We start from the raw sequence: 19,562 nt of genomic DNA, 5'->3' as shown, positions 1-19,562 counted from the left end.
TGGAAATCTACGTGGTCACTTGGCCACAGTCAAGCGGCCAGTTGATGTAAAAGACCGCGCTCCTCCAACAACGCCTCCACCGACAGGTGCGCTGCACTCACTTGGTCGTCGAGCCATCGCCTGGTGATTGTCCTCCAGCGCCGCAGCGTCCTGTCGGGTGTCCCGTCCGCGTCCCAGCTGTGAAGGACATAGAACGATGCTGGCAGGCTATTGCGCCGCTCGGGAACCATCCACGCCATCACGGACTTCGTCTTGAACAACTGGTGTGCTGGACTGACCACCCGAGGCGTGAGGAATGCAGCAGCGGCCCTCACCTCGTTCTGGTTGATCGAGTACTTGCCTACCAGCGCCTGCCACTGAACCTCAGGCAATGCCCGCTTGATGGTCGCCCGGGTCATCGAGTCCTGAGTCAATCGCTCCTCCGGGGACAGGTCGTCACTTACCGATCGCCCCGGAAGCTCGTCATCAAAACTTGCCTTGTAATGGCGTTGCCATGACGCTTTCTTGGTCCCGTCATGGATCTCGATCGACATGACCCGGCTTATGCAATGTGCGGCATCACGATAAACGCTCATCAAGCAGCTCTCCGGATTCGGCGTGGCGGTGGATTGTCGTCGAGACCCAGCAGATTGCGCAGCAGGCGGTCGGCGGGTTTGCTCTTGGCGTTCCCTTCGGCTACCCAGCGCTTGCAGTAATCCCCGAACTCGATGCTCATCCGGGTAGCGTGCCAACTGGCGACCATGTCCAGCAGACAGGCCATAGCGGCGGCGCCACCGACTTTCTCCTGGGCCAGGCCCTCCCCTGAGATCTTCAGGAACTTACGCTCATGCTCCATCAAGCTCTTGCGCGGCAATGCCGCTGTCGCGTTACTCATAAGTTTTGCTCCCCTTAGCTCGACCTGCGAAGGGGCGATTTGCTTCGACCTCCTCCTGCGTTGGCTCTCGACCTGCAAAATTGACGAAGCGGGCGAATTGCCCCTGCCGCTGAACCAGGCACGACCCGGGTGGCGCCTGCCGGCCTTTGTCCAATATCAACTCGGTGACGCCCTGCTCGCCCATTTCTGATTCAGGATCGTGATGCACCAGGATCACCGCGTCGGCGTCCTGCTCGACCTGTCCAGAGTCGCGCAGGTCACTGGCTTGCGGCTTCTTACCGGGCCGGCTTGCCGGGTTGCGGTTCAGTTGCGCCAGCACCAGTACTGGTACGCCCAGCTCCTTGCTCAGGTTCTTCATCGAGATCGAGATCTTCGCGACGGCCTCACTGCGGTTCATGGTCTTGCCGTCGGCACCCACCAGCCCCAGGTAGTCGACCATCAGGATGTCGAGGCCGCGCTCCCGCTGAAGCTTGAGGGCCTCCGAGCGAATCCCTGACATCGTCAGGCCCGGGGTGTCGTTCAGATAAAGCTCGGCACCCTTGATCTTTCCCGCCGCCATCCCGATACGGGTCCACTCCTCCTGGTCCAGGCACTTGACCTCCTCCATCCGGCGCAGATCGATCCCGCCCTGAGAGGCGATAGTCCGGACGGTCAACTCCTCTTCGCCCATCTCCAAACTGATGATCAGGCCCACCCCGGCGCCGCGGATGGCGATGTTATTGACGATCTGCAGCCCGAGCATGGTCTTGCCGCTGCCAGGTCGTCCGGCGATCACGACCATGGACTTGGGTCGCAGGAAGCCAATCAGCTTGTCCAAGTCTGTGAGGCCGGTGGAAAGCTTCGGCGGCGCCTTGTCGTTCAGCACGTCATCCATGGTGTCGAGGACTTTCGGCAGCACGTCGGCCATACGCTTGTAGCCGACCTTCCCGCCACTCTGCAGGTCGCGCAGGTCAGCCAGCGCCTGGTGGCAAGCGTCGAGGATATCGTCCGCAGGAAGATCATCGGCAACGCCATCGATGACGATCTCGCCCATGTCCTTGAACTGGCGCAGGACCGCCCACTGCTTGACTTGGCGGACGTAAGCCCTCCAGTTAGCAGTGGATGGCACGTCACGGCACAGGGTGGCGGCGTAGGCCATGGTGGTTTGCCCGCTCGGCAATAGCCGTTGGACCGAGCCGACCGTCACCGCATCCACCGGCATATCCCGACCCAGACAATCGTGTATGGCGTCGAACAGTGCTGCGTTGTCCTGGTGCCAGAAGTCGCCCGAGGTCATCTGCGAGACGATATCCTCGACCATTCCGGTGTCACCCTGGAGCGAGGCCAGCATGATTGCGCCGAGGACGCCCTGCTCTGACTCTGACCGATAGAACGGAGTCTCCTGGCTCATGCGCGCCTCCGCTCAGAGGTCCAAGTGAACCCGGCCAGCAACGCCTTGTTCTCGCGCAGCCGGTCGAGAGCTCGCTCGCCAATGTATTGGCCGAGGCCCTTGGCATCCAAGTTGGAGACGACCACCGTAGGCCTGATCAACTGATACCTCTTGTCGATCACCTCATGCAGCACTCCCAGCTCGTAGGCGGTACCGGCCTGGGCCCCAACCTCGTCGATGACCAACAAGTCGACGTCGGCCAGCTCAGAGATCACCTCACCCTCGGTGTACCCGGCATTGCGATCCATCGACCGCTTGAACACCCGGATAATCTCGGCCGCCGACGTGATAACCGCAACGGCGCCCAGCTTGCGAATGACCTGCTGAACAATGCTGCTGGCCAAGTGCGTTTTCCCGGTACCGAGGTTGCCGCACAGCAACAGGTTCCGACCATCACGGTAGTGATCGTCGAAGTTATCGGCGTATCCCTGGCAGATCGCCAGGGCCTGGGTCATGGCCGAGCTTGTGGCGCGGTAATTGGCAAACATGCTTCCAGCGAACCGAGGAGTGATTCCAGAGCCCACAAGCGCGCTGTTGACGCGTTCGGCGATGACGTGATCCAAGGCCTGAATGTGCGCATCACTGCCTACTGGCTCCACGCGGAGGGCCTGCCACTGGCATTTCTTGCAGGGGCGAACCAGCATCGAGCCGTCGAACTGCTCGACCTCGGAGCGATCAACCAGGCCGTGAACAGGGCATTCGCTGGTGAAGGTGCGCAGCTCAGGCTGGCGGCTGAAATTAGAACGCTGGGCCATTTGCGCCTCCTTGGTACATGTCGGGGGTGTGGGTTGGCAGGTTGGTGTAGGCCGAGGCCTTGGAGGCGGTAGCTGGCGTCAGCTCGTCCTCCCAGCGCCGGCCGTTAATCCAAGACGCAGGCAGCGGGATGAATTGCCCGCCGTCCTTGCGCCACTCCGGCTGCAGGCAGTGGTGCCCGAGAGCGATAACCATTGTGGTCTGGAGCTCACTGTTCGGAGCAAGCTTGCCCCAGGCCTTCTCGGCATCGGCACGCTTATGCTTGCGGGGGTACATCCGATAGAACTGGTCGAACCCATCCAGCGGATCTGGTTTGCGCATCCTGGTCGGCTTAGCGCCTGGCTCGACATTCGGTAAAGCGGGTTGATCAGGATCGAAGGGGCTTTTCGCTTCCGGTTCCTCCAGGTCATTTTCCAGAGGCACGTCTTCCGAGGCGGAGCCTTGGAGGACATGCTCTTGATTTATCTCTTCTCCTTTACCTATCCCTTCCCCTTCCCTTCCGGGGGTGAGGGCTACGCTAGCGCTCGACGAGTTATCGCCTACCGCTACATGAGTGGGCGACGACTGATCGCTTATAAAATCACCTGAAAGCCCCGGTTTTACTGCTTCGCTTGAAACAGCCTTCGACGTCCTGCGGCTTGCGGACGCCTCAGAATTCGCAAATGCAGGAAACTTGATGGTCGGCTTGTCTATCTTCTGGTGGCGCCATCCGTTGACGTGAAGGTATGTCTTGCCAGAATGGTCGTAGAACGACAAAAGATCGTTATTCGATAGCTCGTCGAGGAGTAGTCGAACGCTAGTCGAGTCGATGTCGTCACCCGGAAACACCTGGGCCTTGATGGTCTTCTCTGACGCCGGATGATTACCGCCGTCATCGCAGAAGTTCCAGATGCCGATGAACAGGAGGCGCGCCAGGGGCCGACACTCCATAACCTGCTCACTGGTCCAGAACTCTGGCTTGATTGTGCGAATGCGGGCCATCAGATATCGAGCTCCCCGGTCACGCGGCGGACAAAGTCGTCGTAGAGCTCATCCATGACGATTCCCCGATCTTGCAGCGCCAGCCGACCGGCTTTCGCCAAGGCATAGATCTCCCAGCGGTCGCGCTTGGGCAGGTGACGGCAGTTGGTGTAGCTCGGCCATGGCCCGGCGATTACCGGGGCTGTACCGAGCTCCTGGGGGGGGGTGTGAGGTCGGATGGCGTTCAATGGAGCACCCCCGCTTTCACTTCCACCAGCTTTGCACCGTAGAACGGCGAGCCAGGGCCGAAAAGATCAGGCAAGTCCTCTTTGGGAGCTGTGCGTATCCAGTGGCAGGTAGCCGCAAAACAAGCTTCGTACAGCGGGCCACCCTCACCCCAGCCGTCCGGATTAGGACCTGAGCTGTTTTCCATTCGAGACACGTAAATCAGTTCGGCCAGGCCACGACTGCCCCCGCGCAGATCAATGCCTGCGCGGTGGACAGGGTTCACGCCAATCAAGTCGCAGACGGCATCAAAGCCGAGCGAGTCATACGAGCCTTCGCGATCGTGAAGCAGCATGTTGCCCATACCGATCAACACCTGCTTATTGCCGTCAAACTCTTCCGCTCGGTGGCTTCTGGCCTTGGATTTGAGCTCTTCTATCTGGGGGGCCGCGGATGGCGTGCACGCCTCAAGTATCGCGGCCTCGCGCCGGAACACGTTGCGCTCATGCCGTATCTCTTTGCGGTGGCGAACGAGGTTTCTAACTGCGTGCAGAACCAAAATGAATTGCGTACGGTTCGATACGCCGGGTTTAGCGCTGATGTCGGCGATTTTGCGGGCGATTTCAACGGTCATTTTTAGCATGCGAATTCTCCATCGGCGCCAAAAAGGTCAGCCAGTTCAATTTGATAAGCGTGCAGCCAGGCGCCAGCGGGCCAGGCGATAACCCAGCCGAAGGTGGGATGGTTGACGCGGGGAGCTTTGATGGAGCGGGCTTCGCACCACTTCTTGAGCGGGCGCCAGCCACTAGCGCCGAACTTGCGGCCGAGAGCCTTCTCGACGGCGAGGATGGTCGCCTGGGTGATGCCCAGGCCCAGCTGCTCCTTAAGCTGGCGAGATTCGCGAACGGCGGCGCTGGCGGTGGCCATTGCGGTCGCTTCGCGGCGGGAGCCGATCTCGGCCTTGGTTGCAACAGCATGGTCACGTTGCTCGATAGCCAACTGCTCGGAGCGCTTTGAGTCGAGCAGGTGCTCCAGGGCCTGGATGTAGTCCTGCGGCAAGGCCGAGGTGGGCGCGGGTTTGTTGCGCTCCCTGACCATTTCCCAGAACTCGCGCACCAGCTTTTTCTTGAATGCCCGGACGATGTCCGTATTGCGCATGAAGGTCAGCAGGAGCGTGGCTTGGGGCTCAGTCAGAAGCGCTATCTCGCGCGACTGCACTCCGCCAGCGGTCTCAAAGGGTTCGACCTCAAATAGCACCCTTCCGAACTCTTCGAGATCGGCCTGATACGTGCGAACAAGCTTGATAACGCTCGCGTGCTCGTTCTCCGTACCGGCCGCGATGGCTGTTGTTGGCGTGACGGCATCGCCGTCTTTGATGATGACGATGCTCATATCGCGACTCCTGCCATGGTAACGAGGGCTTCAGGCGTCTCACCTGTGAGAACGGAAAGGCGGCCGAAGACGTATTGGTGGATGTCGGCGGAACTGGCCCCTTCGGCATCGAACGCGTGCAGCGCCATCAATGCGCCTATCACGCGCTGCGCTTGTGCGAGCTTCTGTGCGGGGTCGACAGTAAGCTCGGTACGTCGCAGGAACTCGTCGATCACTTCGAGCGCAGACGGGCGTTTAATGCAGCCAGCGTTGAATGAGCCGTATAGCCGCCAAGGCGAACTTGGAAGTGGGCGTTTGGATTTTGGGATTGGCTTGCGAGCTGACTTTGCGATGGTGGCGGTCATTGGAAGCCTCCTGCATCAATCGCGTCATGTGCCGCGCCAGCGTGACGATGTGGCCACAGGAAGTTGTGGCTGCGAAAGGTAACCATCTCGAGATGGCGCTCGATCTCGGTCGAGAGCGGATGGCCGAAGCCGCCGAGCGCTGGAACGACTTGTGCGAGCAGGATCGACCTAAGCTCTTTAAAGGCGGCGCGGGCTTCGTTCGTGCGAGCCATGTCTTCGGGACTGACGAGCACGTCGCACAAGACTTCACCCTCAATAACATCAAGGTCGATGAGTGACAGTGAAGTACTCATGGCCGCCCCTCCGTCGAAGTACGCGACACGATTTCGGATACAGCGTTTTGTGTCGCGGCTTCGAATTCGGCGAGCTCTTCGCGAAGCCGCGACTCCTCAGCGTCCAAATGATTTTCCCAGTCGCAGGCGCTTGTGGCACCGAGAATGGCGAGCAAGGATGCATCCTCGACAGCTGCGTCCTTGATGGCTCGGAATTGAGCGCCAAAGATTTCCAGCTGGTTACGGACGCAGCCAAGAGTTGCTATTGCATCAGCTGCGATTTTCTCTGCGGTGCGGGCTGGAGTGGTCATTGGGCACCTCCGGCTCGCTGAGCAGCGATGATCCCGTTCACCGACGAATCAAGCAGAGCTTTAGCCCCGGCAAGATGCTCTTGGATCAGATGGACTCCGCTATTTCTAAGTCCGGACTCTTCGTCCGTATGGTCGCGAATGAAAAGCAGGACTTCGGATAGCCGGGCCGAACTTAGCTCCAGGGCGTCAGTTACGGCGACGTCGTGGCGAACTTGTAGAAATTCGTCTTTCATATGGTCAACCACCTCAAAAGGCTGGGTGACTGCTACTTGCGCTAGGGCTTTACTGGTGCTATTTTTTGGGTGCGACATTGTTTCGTCCTTCCAGAAGACGATGAGTAACAAAGCACTTGTTGAAGCAAGTGCCGATTGAGAACCCGCCTCCATAGCGGGTTTTCTGCTTTCTGGGATTCAGAAAGTCAGATGTAGAGCAAGGCTACCGCTATGGGGGGTCCGCGCTTTGTTGCTCTTTTTTGTCGGTGACAGTCATCGGTTAAATCTCTAAACCGCTGTATTTACAGCCAGTGTCATAAGAATACGTCAGGTATCCGGTACTTATCCGCACCCCTCCCCACACTCGCTAACGGGCGGGAAAAGCTTTTGTTTCGGTCGCCCTCACGGTTCCGTCTTCCGCCAACTCCACTGAAATTGCCCGACCTGCGATCACCGCTTTTAACAGTGCCGGTCCTGTGCAGCCGATCAAGATGGCTGCATTCGTGCGACCTTTCTGCTCGATGAATTCAGCAAGGGTAATGTTGATATGGCCAGCTTCGATTGCGGAATGGGCGGTCATGACGCTGCGCCTTGGATACTGGATGGATTCACAGCGGAATCGAACGACTGTTTACGGCTCAATTGCACGGTTATCGTTCGCTCCAAGGTGGGCGACAGCTCAGACGAGGGATACAAGTCCGGACGCAAGTGATGACGCGAGACTCCGGTAGCCCGCTCAATTGGCAAAACAAGATCAGCGGGAACGATCCGGTTGCGGTTGAGACATTGCCAAATTCTTGGCTGACTCGTGTCGCAGCGCCTTGCAAGCTCGGCCTGGCTTCCAGCGATCCGCACAGCCGCTTCGAGTGGGGTTTCAACGCAGCTCATCGCTCACGTCCTCATATGGGAATGCGGCAGATAATAACTCATGTTATCCACTAGTCAAACAAATGTTATTTGCCTCTCAATAACACCCGCTATAGGCTTTCGTTATGAATAACGATGATCAACAAAAATCCGAAACTGTCGGAACGCGATTAAGAGCCGCGCGGCTCCTGCTCGGCTTGAGCCAGTCTCAAGTCGCGGAACGAGCGGGATTGAGCCAGGTTTCCATTCAGCATCTAGAATCAGGGCGGAATGAGAACTCTCGTCACTTAGTGAGTGTGGCGAAAGCGGTCGGGGTCAGGCCAGAGTGGCTATTTACCGGTGCTAATCCTATGGTCGAAGGGCCCATCTCTGTACAGCGGCCTCCCGCCGACCCTTATGCTGTGATCGACCTTCTGACGGCTACTTTTTCATCTAGGAACGGGCCGGGTGATGAATCTGAAGTATCTGCGGGGCTTGCGTTTAAAAAGTCATGGCTGAAGCGCGAGGGGTTGGACGCTAGTAATCTGCGGGTAATCTACGCTCCCGACGACTCGAACGAGCCCACAATGTCAGCTGGGGACGCGCTCCTTGTTGACAGGAGCCAACTGGAGCCTCGAAACGGTAAGCTGTTCGCAGTCATGACGCCGGGTGATGACATCATCATAAAGCGTCTAGTTTCGGATCTATTCGGCGGATGGATCGTCTCCTCTGATAATCCGGACAAAGGCAGATATCCAGAGCTTAAGCTCAGTGGCGAAGCTCTGAGCTCCATCAACATCCTCGGCCAAGTGCTTTGGCGAGGCGGGAAAATTTAGATCTAAGTGTGTTCATGAAGCCGTCTCAGGACGGTTTTTTTTCGCCAGGAGAAAAATAAATAACTTTCGTTATTGACTGATTCGGTAGCTACGTTATGATTGCCCCATACAAATGTTATTAACAAAAGCACGGAGCTGAACCATGACAACATCAACCATCACCGCTGGTGCTTGGCAGGGCAACCTAGGCCAAGGCCTGGCTCCTCGCGAACTGGAAGCTACGCTCTGGGCCGCCGCCGACTTGACCTGCAAAGAGATCGCACGGTTGATGGGGGTTGCCCCTGGCACGGTTTCTAAACGACTCGACGACGCTCGCTTCAAACTTGGCGTGCGAACTGTTCGGGGTTTGGTGATGGAGGCGTTCAAGCGCCAGATCATTGCTCCGGTTGCAATCGGCCTTATCGCCATAGTTGCGGCACATACCGTGCTCGGCGACGACCAAGGAATCCGGAACAGACGCGTTGGTGAGCGGCGGATGGAGCAGCGCCTGACTGGCCGTCGCATGGACGACATTCGATTGGCGGCGTAACCGCTAACTAACCAGCCCATATTTTTGCGAAAGCCAACAACGCGGCAGGCCATCGGCTTGCCTGAAAAAGGAGTTTTACCAGTGCTTATTCTCAGTCGAAACATAGGCGAGGCCATTCTGATCGGGAACGACATCAGCGTCACCATCAGCAACGTCAGCGGTAGCCAGGTCCGTCTCGCCATTGAAGCGCCGAAGGAAGTCTCTGTCGACCGCGCGGAGATCCGTGCTCGCAAGCTGGCCAACCCGCGCCAGGAGCGACCGGGTGACACGCATCAAGTCAACCAAATTGCCCGCGAAGGCGAAAACGTCAACCAAGAGGCAGAGTTCTGCATCGACGATCATGTCCGGATGGCCGCCGATGCTCGACGGTATCGCTGGTTGCGTGACGTCGCATTCGACACTCCCCGCCAGGACTTGGTGCCGCGTGATCGCCACCAGAACATGCTGATCGAGCAAGACCTTGATAGCGAGATCGATCGGGCAATGAAAGCGTACTCGAGTGAGCTGGAGGCCGAACCATGCGAGCAATGATCGCTATCGCCCTGCTGCTGACTATGGCTGGTAGCGCCAGTGCCGACAGCCTGCCCTGGGGCGTGCGCGTAATCCATGACGATGCTCGCAGCGTCACCTGCTGGCATTACGTAGGCGTCAATCAGGGCGGCATCAGCTGTCTGCCCGACGCCCAGCTCCAGCGCCAGCAAACCAGTGCCGCCAGCGAGGACCAACCAACCCCAGCGACCACCCCTGCCCCGCTCCCACAGGATGAGAGGTTTCAGCTATGAGCGTAAACACACACGCTGGGACACGGCTTCACATAGGGAATGACCTGAGCAGGCTAGGGGATCGCCTGATCCGTTTCGGCCAGGCCCTGCAGAACCCCGAAACCACCGTGGGGCAACTCACTTCACTGGCCAACGCCTGCGGTGTCGCGCTGAAGCTGCGCGCCGTGGCCGAGTCGGGAGAGCGTGACGATGCCGAATGATCCTCAAATCACTATCAGGGCAGAGAGGGAAGAAGCCGTGTTATCCGCAGGCCTTGAGGCATACCACGGCTATCTCCATGCGTGCTCGATGAAAGAGCCAGGGTTCATGCTTAACGCAATGCAGGCGGCACGCGTAGCAATGGAAGATGAATTCCAGGGCCACCCTTATCTGTTCAGCCTGTCTGCAGACCACAACGCTTGCACGCTCGATATCGGCGGCCAGCCGCACTACTTCTATTCTGTCCCGGAGGCAGAGTTGATCGAGGACAACGAAGTCCACCGCGCCCTCTTCACTCTGCCACCGATCCGGGCTAGCTCCGAGACGCTGCCATCTGTTCAGGTGCTGCCGTCACAGCAGTCTGTCACGGGCGACAAAGAAGTCGACGCGGTGCTCTGGCTTCGCGAAGTAATCAGGACCGGTCAACCCGGCCCAATCGCGGCGGCTATGGAAGCGGCAAAGAAGATAACCACGCCAATGAAAGACCTGGAGAAGCGGTATAGCCATCACCTCAGCGAGGCCAATCCGGGGCATTTTTTCGCTACGTTCGCATCGTTCGGGTTTGGCGATCTAGAAAGCCTGGCCGCCAATTCAATCGAGACGCTTCGTCTCAAGGTCGAAGCTGAAGCGCGGTTCGGCGGTGACACGATCTGGCAGGACACGTCGGCTGAGCAGTTCTGCGAAAAGGCCCTTAAGCGTTGCAAGGGGTTCAAAGACTACATCAACAACGACAAGACTGAGGTATCCAAGCGATTCCGGAAGCGCGCCGACCTTATGCCGCACACGCTTTCCGACTGTCTGCACGAACTCGCCTACTGGCAGCACCTATACAGGCTGCGTAATGCCGCTGGCGAATGGGGCGACGGCATGCATGAAGCGATTGCCCGGGAATGGTTCGTGGAAGGCCTGCTTGCGGTCATCCCGCCTCAGAACGACAAGGAAGCGCAACAGGTTCTTGACTATGCAGCTTACGCAGACAGCATTGAGCATGGCCAACTGATCGCCATCGCTCGCAACCTGATATCGGGGGTGCGCCGTGGCTAAGACAATCCTGCGGGTGCGCTTTGAGGGCGTGGCCTTTTACGTCAACCAGGTGTCGACCGGATCCTCCACTGGCGGTGGAAGACGCTTCGCCTTGAGCAAAACCAGCCAGTACAGCGGTGTAAAGGAAGGCTGGGTAAAGCTCAATGCTACCGAGTGCACAGCGCTTGAGTCGATCGTAGGCGAGTCTGAGCTGTTCAAAGCCTGCACAACTCTGTTCGAAATCAAGCCGCGAAAGCCGCACTACCAGCATGGCGGCATTCGAGGCATGGCCGGAAAGTGGGAGGGAGAGGCTTTTCCAGCTCGAGCAACGACGGGGCATGTCGCGACACGGTCCAGCAATGATTAAAACGTGTCGTGTCATATGCGACGCCTGAATAGTCACACCCAAAGGTAGCCATCATGGCAGCAGCAGAGAAGATCGATTTTCAAATCACCCCAGGTGCCTGGTTCCGCCAGGAGTTGCTGTACCCGGTGTTCGGACTCAGCACCGAGGCTGTCCGCAAATACCGAGCCAAAGGCCTATGGCTGGAAGGCAAACAATGGCGCTGGGACCCGGCCAACGTCATCGTTTACAACCGTGCCGCGATTGAGCGCTGGATGGAAGGCAAGCCATGACAGGCAAGATGCCGACCGGCGTCGAGATGAACGGCAAGCAATTGCGGATCTGGTTCATCTTTAACGGGCAGCGCTGCAGGGAGCCTCTTGACGGAATCGTCAAGGTCAACAAAGCGTCTATTGCGTATGCCGACAACAAGCGCCGGACGATCCTTGCTGAAATAAAGGAGAGCCGCTTCGACTACGCAGCCCACTTCCCCAACTCGCCACGTGCAGCAATGTTCTGCGGCACCGGCGGAGCATCGACGAAGCGCACCGTAAAGGAAGGCATTGACCGATGGCTAGAGGTCCAGCGAGCGCTTAAAGCATCGAGCACAGTAGTCAACTACGTGAGCAAAGCTGTGCACGTTGCAAATAAGTTCGGGAAGTACCGGATCGTCGACATCAGTAAAAGCGACATTGAGTTGTTTCAAGCGCAACTACTCAAGCAAGGCTTAGCACCCAAGACAGTGAACGATATTTTCACCGTTGTCCGCGGGGTCTGGGCCGACGCCTTCGGGGACGGAATCCTGAAGGCTAACCCGCTCGACAGGATCAGCAACGTGGGATCGGATGCGGACCTAGAACACGCTGACCCGTTCAGCCGCGCTGAGATCGAATTGATCGGCAGAGCAGATCCCGCCCGGCGCGCCGATGCCAGAATGATCGAGTTCAATTGCTGGGCCGGACTATCGCTATCCGAAGTCATCGCACTTGCCGTTGAAGATATCGACCTTGATGCCGGCCTAGTGCACGTCCGGCGGGCACTGGTAGTCGGCGAATTCAAAGTCCCCAAAGAACGCTCCAGGGTGAGGGCCATCGAACTGATAGATCCCGCGCTCGAACTGATGAGGGGGATTGTAGCCGCAGCCAAAGAAGCACCCCCCGTTGAGATCACGGTGATCCAGCGCGACAACATCTCCTCGAAGAAGATGAAAGTCAGGTTTCTTTTTCGCAGCTCCACCAGTGGATTGCTCTGGAGCGGAAAAACATTGAGCAACTGGTTTACCGCCCATCTCAAAAAGGCGGAAGTCCGCCATAGAGGCGCCAACCAGTGTCGCCACACATTTGCCAGCCAGATGCTGTCGAGTTATGTCCCAGTTGAGTGGGTGGCCCGACAGCTCGGGCATGCAGATACAACGATGGTGAGGAAACATTACGGAAGATGGATACCGAAGGACACCAAGAGCATGGCGGGTATCGTGTCGAAAATGTTGGGGTTTAGAGCGGACTAGAGCGGCATGTAGGGCATGGTTTATGCCCTAAAAATGCCCTAAACAATATGACAGAAACGAAAAAGCCCCTGTAATCTTCAACGATTACAGGGGCTTAGTCTTATTCAATAATGGCGGAGAGATAGGGATTCGAACCCTAGGTACCGGTGAAGGTACAACGGATTTCGAATCCGTCCCATTCGGCCACTCTGGCATCTCTCCAACGGCGCGCATCATAACAGCACCTTTGCCAGAAGCGAAGCCCCTGAGCAAAATTTTTCCGTGCTATCAGTCGCTTGCGTCGGTTAAAGCGGTACGCCCAGACGTTTGGCGACTTCTTCGTAGGCTTCGATAACGTCACCGAGGCCCTGGCGGAAGCGGTCTTTGTCCATTTTCTTGCGGGTATCCTTGTCCCACAGGCGGCAGCCGTCCGGGCTGAATTCGTCGCCCAGGACGATGGTGCCGTCGTGGAACACACCGAATTCAAGTTTGAAGTCGACCAACAAGAGGCCTGCATCGTCGAACAGTTTGCTCAGCACTTCGTTGACCTTGAGCGACAGTTCTTTCATGCGCACCAGTTGCTCGGCCGTGCCCCAACCGAATGCCACGACGTGGGATTCGTTGATGAACGGGTCGCCCTTGGCGTCGTCCTTGAGGAACAGTTCGAAGGTGTAAGGCTCGAGCTTGATGCCTTCTTCGACGCCCAGGCGTTTGACCAGGCTGCCGGCGGCGTAGTTACGCACGACGCACTCGACCGGGATCATGTCGAGTTTCTTCACCAGGCATTCGTTGTCGCCCAGCAGTTTGTCGAATTGGGTCGGCACGCCGGCTTCTTCGAGTTTCTGCATGATGAAGGCGTTGAACTTGTTGTTCACCATGCCTTTGCGGTCGAGCTGCTCGATGCGCTTGCCGTCGAACGCCGAGGTGTCGTTGCGAAACAGCAGGATCAAGCGGTCAGCGTCGTCGGTCTTGTAAACCGATTTGGCTTTGCCGCGGTAGAGTTCTTCACGTTTTTCCATGATGGGCTCCGCTTGCTAAGTAGGTGGGCTAGGCGATATGTCGCCAGTCGAGCCCTGAATCTTGATCGGCCAGTTGCAGCCAGTCCGGGTCGCACCCAAGGGTGTCGACAAAACATTGCCGGGCCAGCTGCGGCAGGTTGTTCTTGCTGCTCAGATGGGCCAGGACCAGGTGTTGCAGGCCTTGCCAGCCCAACTCGGACACCAGGAATGCCGCCTGGTGGTTGTTCAAATGTCCCAGTTCACCGCCTACCCGCTGCTTCAAGAAGTACGGGTAGTGACCGCGAGCCAGCATGTCACGGCAATGATTGGACTCGATCATCAACGCATCGAGGTCCCGATAGCCGTCCAGCACCTTGTTGCAATACGAACCCAGGTCGGTCAACAGGCCAAAACGCCGCTCACCGTCGCTGAACACATACTGCGTCGGCTCCTGTGCATCATGAGCTACGGCAATCACGCCGATGCTCAACGAGCCGATCTGCAATTGCTCGCCACCGGCCAGAAAAGCCGCGGGTTCAACCGGTTTGCGCATCCCGCGCAAGGTACCGCGACTGAGGTAGACCGGTAGATTGTAGCGCCGAGACAGCAAACCCACGCCATGCACGTGGTCGGCATGTTCATGGGTGACCAGAATCGCGCTCAGCTGCGTCGGGCTTACACCCAGACGCAGCAGGCGTCGCTCGGTTTCGCGCAGGGAGAAACCACAATCCACCAGAATGTACGTGTCATTACTGGCTATCAGCGTGCCATTCCCTTGGCTACCACTGCCGAGAACGGCAAAACGCATGTGATCAGCCCAGGTTGTCCTGAATCACGCTCAACACTTTGCGAGCCACTTCTGGCGGCGCAACGGTGTTGATGTTTTTCTCGACGGTGACTTGCACGGTGTCGCCCACCTTGCTCAGGCGAACCTGATAACGCTCGGCGCGGGCTTCAACTTCTTCTTTCGCCGGTTTGCTGCCAAACAGTTTGCCGAAGAAACCTGGCTCGTTGTCTTTGGTCTCGGCTTTTTCAGCGAGGTTGATGTAGTACAGGCCCAGACTGCGGTTGATGTCTTCAACCCGCCATTCGCCCTGCTCCAGCGCGCGACCGACACTCGACCAGGCGCGATCGAGGTCTTCACCGAGGTTAAGCACCACGTTGCCGCTGCCGTCCTCAGTGAGGCTGACACGGTTAGGCGTATCGAAATCACGTGCGGCCAACAGGGAGACCGAACCGCCCTTCTCGGAGATACGGCTCATGCTCGCGAGCATTTCATCGACCAGCGCGGCGTCCAGCCCGGTGTTGACCGAGCGGTTGGTGAATTCGGTATTGGCGGTACTGCCGGCAGGACGCTCGGCACTGACCACATAGACTTCACTGGTGTTGCGCTGCACACCTGGCTCGATCCGGACCCGTACCCGCAATTCGTTGTCGGACGCCGTTGTGGTGCTGCCCAGGCGTTTGGCCATCGACGCGGAGAGCTCGTCGGAGCGCTGCCACGTGGTGGTGAACTCGCCGGTCTGCGGGCGTTGTTCGTCAAGGCGGAAACCGTTGTCCTGGAAGAACTGCACGGCCACTGGCCAGACTTCCGCGGGCGGACGCTGCGCCGTGACCCAGCGCGACTCGCCGGTTTTCTGCAGGCTGTAGGCGCTGGCATCGGCGCTGGCCGTCAACGGCTGCGGACGCGGCACTTGGTATTCGCCCTTGACGCTATCGTCGGCCACGTTACGCGGGATCGGCAACAGCGGGTCGAGGCGCTTGGAAGTGCTGACATCCGGTGGCAATTGCATCGGCGCAGTCTGTTGCGCCTCCAGGTAGTCGCTGCCACGGTCGCGGAAGTAACCTTCCGGGCCCCAAAGCCACCCACAGCCACTGGTGCTGGAGATAATCAAGGCAAGTGCGGAAAGTCCGGCCATTCGCTTCATGCGTAGTACTTCCTCAATTAAACCAATACGCCGGACTGGCGCATGGCCTGCCGCAGCGGTTCGTGACAGGCAGCACTGAGCCAGGTGAGCGGCAGACGGATACCGTCCGGCATCAAGCCCATTTCGTGCAGGGCCCATTTCACGGGGATCGGGTTGGATTCGATAAACAGGGTTTTATTGAGTGGCATCAGCTTTTCGTGGATCGCCCGGGCGGTCACGGCGTCGCCACGCATGGCGGCGGCGCACAGGTCGCTCATGGCACGCGGAGCAACGTTGGCGGTCACCGAGATGTTGCCTTTGCCGCCGAGCAGCATCAGCTCGACTGCAGTTGCGTCGTCACCGGAGTACACCAGGAAGTCGCTGCTGACGCCGGCCAGGATGTCCTTGGCGCGTTGCAGATCACCCGTGGCTTCCTTGATACCGATGATATTCGGCACGGTCGACAGACGGATCACGGTCTCGGCCTGCATGTCACACGCAGTACGGCCGGGTACGTTGTAGAGAATCTGCGGAATGTCGACCGCTTCGGCGATCGCACGGAAATGCTGATACAAGCCTTCCTGGGTCGGCTTGTTGTAGTAAGGGGTTACCAGCAGGCACGCGTCGGCGCCGGCGTTTTTCGCATTGGTGGTCAGTTCGATCGCTTCACGCGTCGAATTGGCGCCGGTACCGGCGATCACCGGAATACGCCCTGCAACTTGAGCTACCACGCGACGAATCACTTCAATGTGTTCGTTCACATCGAGGGTGGCCGACTCACCTGTAGTGCCGACCGCCACGATGGCGTTGGTGCCCTCTTGCAGGTGGAAGTCCACCAGTTTGCTCAGGCTGTCCCAATCGAGACGACCCTGTGCATCCATGGGTGTGACCAGTGCCACCATACTGCCCGCAATCATGCAACCGCTCCTGCCGGAAAAAGAGAGCGGTAATGGTACTGGCGCCAAGATGCTTGTACAAGCGAAGTACTGCGCTCGCGCCATTCCCCTGAGCGATGGTTTTCGCTACCCTTCAGACTTTGATCGGTACTGATAAGCTTGTACGCCAGGTTTGAGCCTCCCTTTTCGGCCTCCGAAGCCCCGATCCTGCGTTGCCGCCCTTCGCTCTCGCCTTACTGGAGCTCGTCGCAACCTCTGGTTCAGGGTTTCCGAATTCGTATCCGGACGCTTGCTCCCCGCGCTCGGGCCGGTAAAAGTATCGACCGCTCATCGTTTTAGGAATGCTGCATGTCCACCCCCACAGTCCGCGAACAATTCCTTGTCATCAGTGCCCTCGGCGCCAACCCCATGGAGCTGACTAACGTCCTGTGCCGCGCCAGCCATGAAAATCGCTGTGCCGTGGTGACCTCCCGCCTGACTCGCCACGGCGAATGCAGTGCGCTGGTCCTGCAGATTTCCGGCACCTGGGACGCGTTGGCGCGCCTCGAGGCCGGCTTGCCCTCTCTGGCCAAGAAACATGCCTTCACGGTCAACGTGGTGCGTAGCGCCGCGCTGGAAAATCGCCCTGAGGCGCTGCCTTATGTGGCGTATGTCAGTTCGGCCTATCGCTCGGACATCGTCAACGAGCTGTGCCAGTTTTTCATCGACCATAACGTCGAGCTGGAGAACCTGACCTGCGACACCTATCAGGCACCACAGACCGGCGGCACCATGCTCAATGCGACCTTCACCGTGACCCTGCCGGCCGGCGTGCAGATCAGCTGGCTGCGCGACCAGTTCCTGGATTTCGCCGACGCGCTGAACCTCGACGCGCTGATCGAACCGTGGCGCCCACAGAACCCAATGTAAGGAAGCTTTCATGGCCGTTGCCATCGACCAACCTGTCGCCGACTTCGAAGCGCCTGCCACCAGCGGGCAATCCGTCAGCCTCGCCGGGCTCAAGGGCAAGCAAGTGGTGATCTACTTCTATCCGAAGGACAGCACCCCTGGCTGCACCACCGAAGGCCAGGGCTTTCGTGATCAGTACGCGGAATTCAAGGCAGCCAACACCGAAGTCTTCGGCCTATCGCGCGACAGCCTTAAGTCCCACGAGAACTTCAAGTGCAAGCAGGAGTTTCCCTTCGAGCTGATCAGCGACAAGGATGAAGCCATCTGCCAGCTGTTTGATGTGATCAAGCTGAAGAAGCTCTACGGCAAGGAATACATGGGCGTCGACCGCAGCACCTTCCTGATCGACAAGGATGGCATCCTGCGTCAGGAATGGCGCGGCGTGAAAGTACCGGGGCATGTGGATGCGGTGCTGGCTGCGGCTCAGGCCGTGAACAAGGCCTGATCCGAATAAGCGGCGCCCCAAAAAGATCGCAGCCTGCGGCAGCTCCTACGCCGACCGGATCAACCCGATGGACGAGCGGACGCAAATCCGTAGGAGCTGCCGAGCGAAGCGAGGCTGCGATCTTTTGAACGACACCACCGATTTTCTGCCTGACAATGACATCTACAACAACGGCGCCACCATCGGCTCCTTGCGCGGCCAGGCATCCAGTACTGCCTTGAACAGGGTCGCCAGCGGAATCGCAAAGAATATCCCCCAGAAGCCCCACAGCCCGCCAAACAACAGCACCGCGCAGATGATCGCCACCGGATGCAGGTTGACTGCCTCGGAGAACAGCAGCGGCACCAGTACGTTGCCATCCAGCGTCTGGATGATTCCGTAGACCGCCATCAGATAGATGAACTGATCACTCCAGCCCCACTGGAACAGCGCAATCAGTAGCACCGGCACGGTGACCACCACCGCCCCGACGTACGGCACCACCACCGAAACCCCGACCAACAACGCGAGCAATGCCGAGTAGTTCAGGCCCAGCGCGACAAAGGCAATGTACGTCACCCCGCCGCAAATGAAGATCTCGATCACCTTGCCGCGAATGTAGTTGGCGATCTGGCGGTTCATTTCCTGCGCAACCCGGGTAATCAATGCGCGTTCACGAGGCAGATAACCTCGGACCCATTGCCCGATCATTTCCCGGTCCTTGAGGAAGAAAAACACCAGGATCGGTACCAGCACCAGGTAGATCATGATGTTGACCAGCAACGGCAGGCTGGACAGCGAGAACGTCAGCGCCCATTGGCCGAACTTGCCGATTTCACCGCGTGCCACTTCGATCGCCTGCAACACCTGCTCATCGGACACCAGGTGCGGATAACGCTCCGGCAGCAGCAACAGCAAGGATTGCCACTTGACGAGCATGCCCGGCAATTCGTTGAACAAGGTGATCAACTGATGCCAGAGCAACGGCACCACCACCACGATGAACACCATCAAAACACCCATGAACAAGGCGAACACCAGGCCAACCGCTGCGCCACCGGGCAAGCGCAGGCGCTCAAGGGTGCTCACCAGCCCCTGCATCAGATAGGCCAGGACCATCCCCGCCAGGACCGGCGCGAGCATCCCACCCAGGGTCAGCACCGCGGTAAAAGCCAGGAACAGGAGAACGGCCAGTACCACCGCCTCCTCGTCGGAGAAATAGCGCTGAATCCAGTCGCGTAACACCTTGAACATCAATAATCCTTATATAGCGGCCAGGCAGAACTCAGGCTTTGCGCAACCAGTAGCGATAGACGCCTGCTTCATCTTCTTCGTGAAGCAGGGTATGACCGGCCAAACGGGCAAAGGTGCGAAAATCGCGCTGAGAACCAGCGTCCGTGGCAATTACCTTGAGTACCGCACCGCTGGGCAGGCGATTGAGTTCCAGCTTGGCCTTGAGCAATGGCAGCGGGCAGTTCAAACCACTGGCGTCCAGTTCGGCGTCGTACTCTACAGCTTCGGTCATTGCTTCACTCCGTGCGGGTGTTAGAGCTGCCTAGAATATCTGGTCCCGG

At 58.5% G+C, this 19,562-nt stretch carries 31 protein-coding genes and 1 tRNA gene; 11 read left to right on the top strand and 21 right to left on the bottom strand.

The genetic code is table 11. The features are described 5' to 3' along the window. Positions 1–29 precede the first annotated feature (29 nt). From F8N85_RS22350 to F8N85_RS22280, 14 genes are all read right to left on the bottom strand, one after another. Positions 30–575 (bottom strand): hypothetical protein, encoded by a 546-nt coding sequence (locus tag F8N85_RS22350; protein ID WP_150805683.1) that lies wholly within the window; start codon positions 573–575, stop codon positions 30–32. Then, the gene (locus F8N85_RS22345; RefSeq protein ID WP_150805682.1) at positions 575–874 is read right to left on the bottom strand and encodes a hypothetical protein; all 300 of its coding nucleotides are present in this window, start codon (positions 872–874) and stop codon (positions 575–577) included. Before F8N85_RS22345 ends, F8N85_RS22350 begins: the two co-directional genes overlap by 1 nt. Then, on the bottom strand, positions 867–2,264 hold the full coding sequence (locus F8N85_RS22340) for a replicative DNA helicase (protein WP_150805681.1): 1,398 nt from the start codon (positions 2,262–2,264) through the stop codon (positions 867–869). The genes F8N85_RS22345 and F8N85_RS22340 overlap by 8 nt, the downstream gene beginning before the upstream one ends. Then, positions 2,261–3,058: an ATP-binding protein gene (locus tag F8N85_RS22335; protein ID WP_150805680.1), complete on the bottom strand. Its 798-nt coding sequence runs from the start codon at positions 3,056–3,058 to the stop codon at positions 2,261–2,263. The genes F8N85_RS22340 and F8N85_RS22335 overlap by 4 nt, the downstream gene beginning before the upstream one ends. Further along, positions 3,042–4,037 (bottom strand): hypothetical protein, encoded by a 996-nt coding sequence (locus tag F8N85_RS35080; protein WP_224795730.1) that lies wholly within the window; start codon positions 4,035–4,037, stop codon positions 3,042–3,044. The genes F8N85_RS22335 and F8N85_RS35080 overlap by 17 nt, the downstream gene beginning before the upstream one ends. Continuing rightward, entirely contained in the window at positions 4,037–4,264 is a 228-nt protein-coding gene (locus F8N85_RS22320; RefSeq protein ID WP_150805679.1) for a hypothetical protein, read from the bottom strand. Before F8N85_RS22320 ends, F8N85_RS35080 begins: the two co-directional genes overlap by 1 nt. Beyond that, complete coding sequence (locus F8N85_RS22315) at positions 4,261–4,884, bottom strand: hypothetical protein (RefSeq protein WP_150805678.1); 624 nt, start codon at positions 4,882–4,884, stop codon at positions 4,261–4,263. Before F8N85_RS22315 ends, F8N85_RS22320 begins: the two co-directional genes overlap by 4 nt. After that, positions 4,878–5,633 (bottom strand): Rha family transcriptional regulator, encoded by a 756-nt coding sequence (locus F8N85_RS35075; RefSeq protein ID WP_224795729.1) that lies wholly within the window; start codon positions 5,631–5,633, stop codon positions 4,878–4,880. The genes F8N85_RS22315 and F8N85_RS35075 overlap by 7 nt, the downstream gene beginning before the upstream one ends. Next, positions 5,630–5,977: a hypothetical protein gene (locus F8N85_RS22305; protein WP_150805677.1), complete on the bottom strand. Its 348-nt coding sequence runs from the start codon at positions 5,975–5,977 to the stop codon at positions 5,630–5,632. Before F8N85_RS22305 ends, F8N85_RS35075 begins: the two co-directional genes overlap by 4 nt. After that, a complete protein-coding gene (locus F8N85_RS22300) occupies positions 5,974–6,270 on the bottom strand; it encodes a hypothetical protein (RefSeq protein ID WP_150805676.1) in 297 nt (98 codons plus the stop codon). The genes F8N85_RS22305 and F8N85_RS22300 overlap by 4 nt, the downstream gene beginning before the upstream one ends. After that, positions 6,267–6,560: a hypothetical protein gene (locus F8N85_RS22295; RefSeq protein ID WP_150805675.1), complete on the bottom strand. Its 294-nt coding sequence runs from the start codon at positions 6,558–6,560 to the stop codon at positions 6,267–6,269. Before F8N85_RS22295 ends, F8N85_RS22300 begins: the two co-directional genes overlap by 4 nt. Continuing rightward, a complete protein-coding gene (locus F8N85_RS22290) occupies positions 6,557–6,946 on the bottom strand; it encodes a hypothetical protein (protein WP_150805674.1) in 390 nt (129 codons plus the stop codon). Before F8N85_RS22290 ends, F8N85_RS22295 begins: the two co-directional genes overlap by 4 nt. Positions 6,947–7,139: 193 nt before the next feature. Next, positions 7,140–7,352 carry a Cro/CI family transcriptional regulator gene (locus F8N85_RS22285; protein WP_150805673.1) on the bottom strand — a complete coding sequence of 71 codons (213 nt, stop codon included), beginning with the start codon at positions 7,350–7,352 and terminating at the stop codon, positions 7,140–7,142. After that, positions 7,349–7,660, bottom strand: a complete 312-nt coding sequence (locus F8N85_RS22280) for a transcriptional regulator (protein WP_150805672.1) — start codon at positions 7,658–7,660, stop codon at positions 7,349–7,351. Before F8N85_RS22280 ends, F8N85_RS22285 begins: the two co-directional genes overlap by 4 nt. A gap of 104 nt (positions 7,661–7,764) precedes the next feature. On the opposite strand from F8N85_RS22280, the gene F8N85_RS22275 reads away from it, so the two are divergent. The 9 genes from F8N85_RS22275 (at position 7,765) to F8N85_RS22235 (ending at position 12,836) form a co-directional block, all read left to right on the top strand. After that, on the top strand, positions 7,765–8,454 hold the full coding sequence (locus tag F8N85_RS22275) for an XRE family transcriptional regulator (RefSeq protein WP_150805671.1): 690 nt from the start codon (positions 7,765–7,767) through the stop codon (positions 8,452–8,454). Between the two features lie 142 nt (positions 8,455–8,596). After that, positions 8,597–8,983 carry a LuxR C-terminal-related transcriptional regulator gene (locus tag F8N85_RS22270; protein WP_150805670.1) on the top strand — a complete coding sequence of 129 codons (387 nt, stop codon included), beginning with the start codon at positions 8,597–8,599 and terminating at the stop codon, positions 8,981–8,983. 81 nt (positions 8,984–9,064) lie between these two features. After that, positions 9,065–9,514 carry a carbon storage regulator gene (locus F8N85_RS35615; protein WP_150805669.1) on the top strand — a complete coding sequence of 150 codons (450 nt, stop codon included), beginning with the start codon at positions 9,065–9,067 and terminating at the stop codon, positions 9,512–9,514. Next, complete coding sequence (locus F8N85_RS22260; protein WP_224795728.1) at positions 9,502–9,765, top strand: hypothetical protein; 264 nt, start codon at positions 9,502–9,504, stop codon at positions 9,763–9,765. The genes F8N85_RS35615 and F8N85_RS22260 overlap by 13 nt, the downstream gene beginning before the upstream one ends. After that, positions 9,762–9,965: a hypothetical protein gene (locus tag F8N85_RS22255; protein ID WP_150805668.1), complete on the top strand. Its 204-nt coding sequence runs from the start codon at positions 9,762–9,764 to the stop codon at positions 9,963–9,965. The genes F8N85_RS22260 and F8N85_RS22255 overlap by 4 nt, the downstream gene beginning before the upstream one ends. After that, the gene (locus F8N85_RS22250) at positions 9,955–11,007 is read left to right on the top strand and encodes a hypothetical protein (RefSeq protein ID WP_224795727.1); all 1,053 of its coding nucleotides are present in this window, start codon (positions 9,955–9,957) and stop codon (positions 11,005–11,007) included. The genes F8N85_RS22255 and F8N85_RS22250 overlap by 11 nt, the downstream gene beginning before the upstream one ends. After that, positions 11,000–11,353, top strand: coding sequence for a hypothetical protein (locus tag F8N85_RS22245; RefSeq protein ID WP_150805667.1), 354 nt, complete (start codon positions 11,000–11,002; stop codon positions 11,351–11,353). The genes F8N85_RS22250 and F8N85_RS22245 overlap by 8 nt, the downstream gene beginning before the upstream one ends. A gap of 53 nt (positions 11,354–11,406) precedes the next feature. Then, a complete protein-coding gene (gene xisR / locus F8N85_RS22240; RefSeq protein ID WP_150805666.1) occupies positions 11,407–11,622 on the top strand; it encodes an excisionase family protein in 216 nt (71 codons plus the stop codon). Next, positions 11,619–12,836, top strand: a complete 1,218-nt coding sequence (locus tag F8N85_RS22235; protein ID WP_150805665.1) for a site-specific integrase — start codon at positions 11,619–11,621, stop codon at positions 12,834–12,836. The genes xisR and F8N85_RS22235 overlap by 4 nt, the downstream gene beginning before the upstream one ends. Before the next feature lie 111 nt (positions 12,837–12,947). Here F8N85_RS22235 and F8N85_RS22230 read toward each other — a convergent pair. The 5 genes from F8N85_RS22230 to dapA form a co-directional block, all read right to left on the bottom strand. Next, positions 12,948–13,037 (bottom strand) — tRNA-Ser (locus tag F8N85_RS22230). An 83-nt stretch (positions 13,038–13,120) separates the two neighbouring features. Beyond that, positions 13,121–13,834, bottom strand: coding sequence for a phosphoribosylaminoimidazolesuccinocarboxamide synthase (gene purC, locus F8N85_RS22225; protein ID WP_150805664.1), 714 nt, complete (start codon positions 13,832–13,834; stop codon positions 13,121–13,123). A gap of 28 nt (positions 13,835–13,862) precedes the next feature. Continuing rightward, a complete protein-coding gene (locus F8N85_RS22220; RefSeq protein ID WP_150805663.1) occupies positions 13,863–14,621 on the bottom strand; it encodes an MBL fold metallo-hydrolase in 759 nt (252 codons plus the stop codon). A gap of 4 nt (positions 14,622–14,625) precedes the next feature. Continuing rightward, positions 14,626–15,741, bottom strand: coding sequence for an outer membrane protein assembly factor BamC (gene bamC / locus F8N85_RS22215; protein ID WP_150805662.1), 1,116 nt, complete (start codon positions 15,739–15,741; stop codon positions 14,626–14,628). A 17-nt stretch (positions 15,742–15,758) separates the two neighbouring features. Then, the gene (dapA, locus tag F8N85_RS22210; RefSeq protein WP_150805661.1) at positions 15,759–16,637 is read right to left on the bottom strand and encodes a 4-hydroxy-tetrahydrodipicolinate synthase; all 879 of its coding nucleotides are present in this window, start codon (positions 16,635–16,637) and stop codon (positions 15,759–15,761) included. A gap of 327 nt (positions 16,638–16,964) precedes the next feature. Between dapA and F8N85_RS22200 the strand changes: the two genes are divergently transcribed. Together F8N85_RS22200 and F8N85_RS22195 are read left to right on the top strand one after the other, a co-directional pair. Further along, positions 16,965–17,525, top strand: a complete 561-nt coding sequence (locus tag F8N85_RS22200; RefSeq protein ID WP_150642094.1) for a glycine cleavage system protein R — start codon at positions 16,965–16,967, stop codon at positions 17,523–17,525. Between the two features lie 10 nt (positions 17,526–17,535). Further along, positions 17,536–18,009, top strand: a complete 474-nt coding sequence (locus F8N85_RS22195) for a peroxiredoxin (RefSeq protein ID WP_150805660.1) — start codon at positions 17,536–17,538, stop codon at positions 18,007–18,009. A 162-nt stretch (positions 18,010–18,171) separates the two neighbouring features. On the opposite strand, the gene F8N85_RS22190 is transcribed toward F8N85_RS22195, so the two are convergent. Together F8N85_RS22190 and F8N85_RS22185 are read right to left on the bottom strand one after the other, a co-directional pair. Then, positions 18,172–19,242, bottom strand: coding sequence for an AI-2E family transporter (locus F8N85_RS22190; RefSeq protein ID WP_150805659.1), 1,071 nt, complete (start codon positions 19,240–19,242; stop codon positions 18,172–18,174). Positions 19,243–19,273: 31 nt separating this feature from the next. After that, complete coding sequence (locus tag F8N85_RS22185; RefSeq protein WP_150805658.1) at positions 19,274–19,513, bottom strand: sulfurtransferase TusA family protein; 240 nt, start codon at positions 19,511–19,513, stop codon at positions 19,274–19,276. Positions 19,514–19,562: the final 49 nt, after the last annotated feature.

The sequence above is a fragment of the Pseudomonas fluorescens genome, from assembly GCF_902497875.1.
GTDB lineage: Bacteria > Pseudomonadota > Gammaproteobacteria > Pseudomonadales > Pseudomonadaceae > Aquipseudomonas > Aquipseudomonas fluorescens_BR.
The sequence above is the reverse complement of the archived record's forward strand: the minus strand, read 5'-3'. Positions and strand labels throughout refer to the sequence as shown.